Here is a 4,598-nt window from a genome sequence, read left to right as displayed (position 1 = left end):
AAATGCAGGTGCATTCCCGTATAAGCATGCAATTTATATTCGCTGCTTCGAAAAGTGCATGGCACACTCCTTCGCGCCGAAGTCCTGTCGCTCATAGTCATTCACGATATCACGCTCGTTGGCCGTGAGAGCCGTCGGCAGCCCCATCTGATCCAGATTTCGCTGCACGTCGCTGGAATAATCGCTAGGTTGCAGGTTCATCTACCGCGCGCGCTGGAGCGACATGATCCATGACGAGTGGACGCGCAATGTCTTGGTCAGCCGTCCCGACCTGACGCAATCGGTGGCTGTTTTGCGACAATGGGCTGTGGCTATTTAGTATCTCTAAAAATATCGTTCAACGTATGCCTTGCTGCCACCTTCATATCGTTACCGATCCAATGCGTACGCGACCGTCAATCGGAGTCACCGTCATCCCCATACTCCAATGGTTTCGTACCATGCGTGGCAAGCAGACAGGGGTACTCGATACCCGGGATTGCTGCGGTGACCTTGCCTTGCTTACTTATCTGGAATTTCCACGAAGCGCCGAAGTCGTATAAATAGAATAATTTCTTGTGCTTCGGCAGTGGAAAGACCTTGTTCAGACTCAAATCGCTTCGTTCAGTCCCGACGGCCGAGCCGAACCATGTTTTGCGGCCAGATGGAGTCGCCGCCAAGTAATATTGCGCGAGATGGTCGCCATCGAATTCCATCGTGAGAAGTATGCAGTTCGCCAGGTCGGCCAGTGTCCAGGTGGCGGGCACCTGAATTCGGAACTCGTACGCTTCCGTCAAATACATGCCGCTGATGCAATTAATGTCTAGTGTAAAAATGTGTTGCATCGCTGATTAAGGCTCCTCGCTCCGGTCAAACAATTCCAATTTGAATTGCCAACCTTCGAAGGTGATCAGCATCGCTCCCAGTTCGTCCCATGCCATCGGGCGCCCATCCACGACAACGAGGGGCAGCCGGCCATCCGCCTGATCGTCGTATTCGATGTAGCCCCTGACACACCTGTCGATAATTGCCGGGCCCAATCTGCCATTGGTGATGTGTTTGACCGCGAGGGTGCGGCGGATTTTCTGAATCAGGCGACCCACAATCACAAGCAATTCCTCGCCGGGATCACCCAACTGTTGGAACYGGTATCCGGCCGGCACACTGCCGTCCAGTTCGAAAGCGTCGACCGACAACAGGTTTCCCAGAAAACGAACCCGGAAATGGAATTGATGCACGGCGCCTTCGCTGTCGCTGAGGGCGACTGGCTCGAGTTGCACGTGCTCGAAATGAGCGAGACCGGCACGGGCTGCAGCATTCGCATTGAAGCAGGCGGTGCATAGCAGCCGATAGCCGCCGTCGTGGGATCCATCGTGGATCAGGTGATGATGTGGGGCGGCGTTGCCGCAACCTTCGCAAGTGGCATGCTCCAACGCGGCCTCCAATTCAGGGTTGCGTGGACGGTGTCGTGCCCGCACCGCAGCATCGTTTGTACTTCTTCCCGCTGCCACACGGACACAGGTCATTGCGGCCGACCTTGGGCGCGGCACGCACCAAGGTGGTTCCCATGAATTGGCCGGTATCGGCGCCATGCAGGCGCCAGTGGTCGCGTATGTCCATGAGCGAAGGAACGATCGCGTCGATCCAGACCCGTGCATCGCCTTCGCGTTCGGTTATGTCGACGCCGTCCAGCGTTCCCAATCGCATGAATGGCGCGAACCAGGCAGGATGGGCAAGCAACAGCATGCGCCACGCCTGGCCATCGAGATCWGCGGCGATGAGGAAGCCTTGGCACCAGCGTTGCGCGCCATCCCGAACGTCATGCCCAAATGAAGGTATGAATGCATCAGCTTCAAAAGCTTCGACGACGCGATTGTATTTCTCCATCAACTGCGTCAACAACTTGTTCGTCTGTTCCGGGCCGTCAAATGGGGCGTCCGCTTTGCCGTACATGCTGTCCCAGACCCACGGCAACCATTCCGATGGCAACAGCAGGCGCGGTCCGATGACGACCGCAGTCAAGAAGCCTTCCAGTGTTTGCATATCCATCGCCGGGCCAACCGTGCTGGCATTGTCGAGGAAGTCGGCGAGCAGGCTGAAGTCGTCCTCGACGCCTGCCGCGTAGGTCGGCGGGGCCTTGCCATCGGCATTTGGTGGGCCGATCAAGCTATCGATCCCTTCATCGTCGATGGTGCGCAGCGCTTCATCCAGCGCTTCCTGTTCGGTAGCGAAGGATTCGTCCCAAACCGTGGAGTTTCCATACTGGTCGACTGCTTCCAGCAACCAGCCGCCGTGCCCATCGCCGTATATTTCCACCTTGATCGGCTTGCCGTCCCGTATGACCGTTTGGGACAGCGAAGAGTTGATCAGATCCGGTGCTATGTATGTCATGGTGTTGGATATCGGGCCAGCGAAATTCCCGATTGTACGCGAATGGCGGGCTTTGACCAGTCACTGTTATCATCGCGGTCCATGACGACTGACGAATGCCAATTCTCCAGCTCAGCGCTGGCCCAAGCGCTGCGCGCAATCCGCCGTCACGGCGATTTTTATGCAACCGGCACGGTTGAAATCACCCCGCCCAACCTGACGGTGCAAGGGTGCGGCATGTTGTCGCTGCCGTTCCAGCACAGTCAACTGGCGCCACTGCTGGCGCAGGCGGAACTGGCGCCATTCGGACGCGGGGAGCAAACCCTGATCGATACGTCGGTGCGCAACACCTGGCAAATAGACACTGCGGCGCTGGAGTTTGGTGGGCGCAACTGGCAGCGCACGCTGGACGACATCGTAGCCTGGGCCGCGGATGGCCTGGGGGTGCTGGAACCGATCCGGGCGGAACTTTACAGTTAGGTTGAGGGTACATGGTATCGTTGATGGTATCGCCTCGATGCGGTCGAACGAAACCTCGACGAATCAATGTTCTATTTCAGCCGTTGATATTCGAGTGGGAAGTGAGGGGTTTCTTTAAGTAACTGATTTTTAAATAAAAATCGGTAGGTCGCTGATCTTTGAGACCAAATGATCAGCGGCTTTTTTATTTGTATAGTGAAATTTCTTGAATACAGGTGGCGTTACGTTCCTGGTGCATGCGCCCGCATCGGCGTCGGTACTGACGCCCGGAGTCGACGTCCGGATCGATCTCGGGGCTGGCATTGTCCTGATGATCCCGAGACGCTGATTTTCGTCCCTGAAGGCCAGGTACGCGTGTTCCTGTACGGCGATGCTTGCCGACAATCCGCTCTGGTCGTACCTGCATGACATCGGCGGGCGACGCACTTGCGCCGCCGCGTGATCGCTTACACGCCGGGGCGCGTGCCGGGCGGGGGGCAACCGAAAGGAATGAATGGCAACATCACTGAAGTGCTGCCGGAAATGCGTTTCCGCGTGGATATCAAAACGGCCACCAGCTGACTGCGTCCACGTCAGGCAGGATGAGAAAGAATCACTGCGCGTCGGCCGCGCGGGTCGTATCATGCCGACACGGCCCGCGTGGCGGTTTTTATCKGACTATCGTGTTGCCGATGGCGTTGACCTTCGAAGAAAAACCGGAACACAGGCGCGCACTCGTGTAGCGCTGGCTGGATGCAGTCACGAATGCGCGCCGGGGGACTTACTTGACTGCCTCGGCGACGCGCAGAGCGGCCGGCATGTTGTGGTTGAAATCGATGGTCTGGCTTTCCTGGCAGGCGAAATACATGTCTTTGCCATTGACGGTCACGAGCGCACCGAAGTGCTTCAAGCTACCGGGCGACGGATCCTGGCCCATCGTCGTGTTATTGATGCTGAGCACGCCCTGATAGCTGGTCGTATTCAGTTGTTGTTGCACTGCATCCGCTACGTTAATCGCTTGCRTTTTTTGTTGATCGCCACCTGCCAGCGCACCGTACACTGCGAATTTCACACTAAAAACACTCATGATTTTCTCCAGTAACAAAGTTAAAAGATAGGTTGCAGTTTTATCGCCGTCCGACATCGTTGTCTCGGCATCAGGACTTGCAACGAACTCGCACTGTCTGAACTTCGCGTGCTTGCAGGGATAGTTGCAATCGCCGTGCCAGCGCCAAAATGCCTGGTTTTGACAGTTTTTCGGTGCGACGTCGTGTCAATAACGTGTCAGTTGCGATTTGGCGTGTAAATAGGCCGTCGATGACACTCCCGAATTGAAGAGTTCACAAAGAATTTCGGGGATAATGACGGGATAGGTGACATCGCCGTTTTCGGCAATAAACGCTGCTGTGATGCAAGACGATAAACTCACGACGACTTCACCCATCAGTGCCCTGGTGCAAGCTGCGGCGCCTTTATTGGGTTTGACCGTGTTATGGCATCCCGATCCGGCGCGCATTGGGCAGCAATGGTCGGGTATTGACGGTCCGGGCGTCATTGAGTTGAGCCGATACACGCCGCTATTCCGTATGCTCGACGGCGCAGAAATGCCGCTCGGTGAGCGCGGCATTTCCCGGACGCCCTTGCAAATATGCCGTGACCGGCACGACGAGATCCGGATCACCGTGCCGGACAGCCGCATGCTTGTCCAGTTGAACGGCGCGATCGTCGACGATACCGCCCACCTGCGCCGCGAGCAACTCGAAGCCGGCGTGGTCATCATGCTCGGCGGT

At 56.8% G+C, this 4,598-nt stretch carries 7 protein-coding genes; 3 read left to right on the top strand and 4 right to left on the bottom strand.

Annotated features, from left to right (window positions below; all coding sequences use genetic code 11):
- Positions 1-395: 395 nt before the first annotated feature.
- From AC1DYX_RS28105 to AC1DYX_RS28095, 3 genes are read right to left on the bottom strand one after another with little or no spacing between them, the layout of a single operon-like run.
- Positions 396-824 (bottom strand): IS1096 element passenger TnpR family protein, encoded by a 429-nt coding sequence (locus tag AC1DYX_RS28105; protein ID WP_477265048.1) that lies wholly within the window; start codon positions 822-824, stop codon positions 396-398.
- Positions 825-830: 6 nt separating this feature from the next.
- Positions 831-1,412, bottom strand: coding sequence for a DUF7713 domain-containing protein (locus AC1DYX_RS28100; protein WP_477265046.1), 582 nt, complete (start codon positions 1,410-1,412; stop codon positions 831-833).
- Between the two features lie 13 nt (positions 1,413-1,425).
- On the bottom strand, positions 1,426-2,370 hold the full coding sequence (locus AC1DYX_RS28095) for a UPF0149 family protein (protein WP_477265044.1): 945 nt from the start codon (positions 2,368-2,370) through the stop codon (positions 1,426-1,428).
- Between the two features lie 81 nt (positions 2,371-2,451).
- Here AC1DYX_RS28095 and AC1DYX_RS28090 point away from each other — a divergent pair, with 81 nt between their 5' ends.
- Both AC1DYX_RS28090 and AC1DYX_RS28085 read left to right on the top strand, forming a co-directional pair.
- On the top strand, positions 2,452-2,829 hold the full coding sequence (locus AC1DYX_RS28090) for a hypothetical protein (RefSeq protein WP_477265042.1): 378 nt from the start codon (positions 2,452-2,454) through the stop codon (positions 2,827-2,829).
- Between the two features lie 426 nt (positions 2,830-3,255).
- Positions 3,256-3,390, top strand: coding sequence for a hypothetical protein (locus tag AC1DYX_RS28085; RefSeq protein ID WP_477265040.1), 135 nt, complete (start codon positions 3,256-3,258; stop codon positions 3,388-3,390).
- A gap of 199 nt (positions 3,391-3,589) precedes the next feature.
- Here the strand turns inward: AC1DYX_RS28085 and AC1DYX_RS28080 are convergent, their stop codons facing one another.
- Complete coding sequence (locus tag AC1DYX_RS28080) at positions 3,590-3,952, bottom strand: hypothetical protein (protein ID WP_477265038.1); 363 nt, start codon at positions 3,950-3,952, stop codon at positions 3,590-3,592.
- A gap of 265 nt (positions 3,953-4,217) precedes the next feature.
- Here AC1DYX_RS28080 and AC1DYX_RS28075 point away from each other — a divergent pair.
- Positions 4,218-4,598 (top strand): hypothetical protein (locus AC1DYX_RS28075; RefSeq protein WP_477265036.1); only part of this gene is annotated, 381 nt, incomplete at its 3' end.

This window comes from Massilia sp. P2_C2 (assembly GCF_056404615.1).
This window is presented reverse-complemented; position numbering and strand designations above follow the sequence as displayed.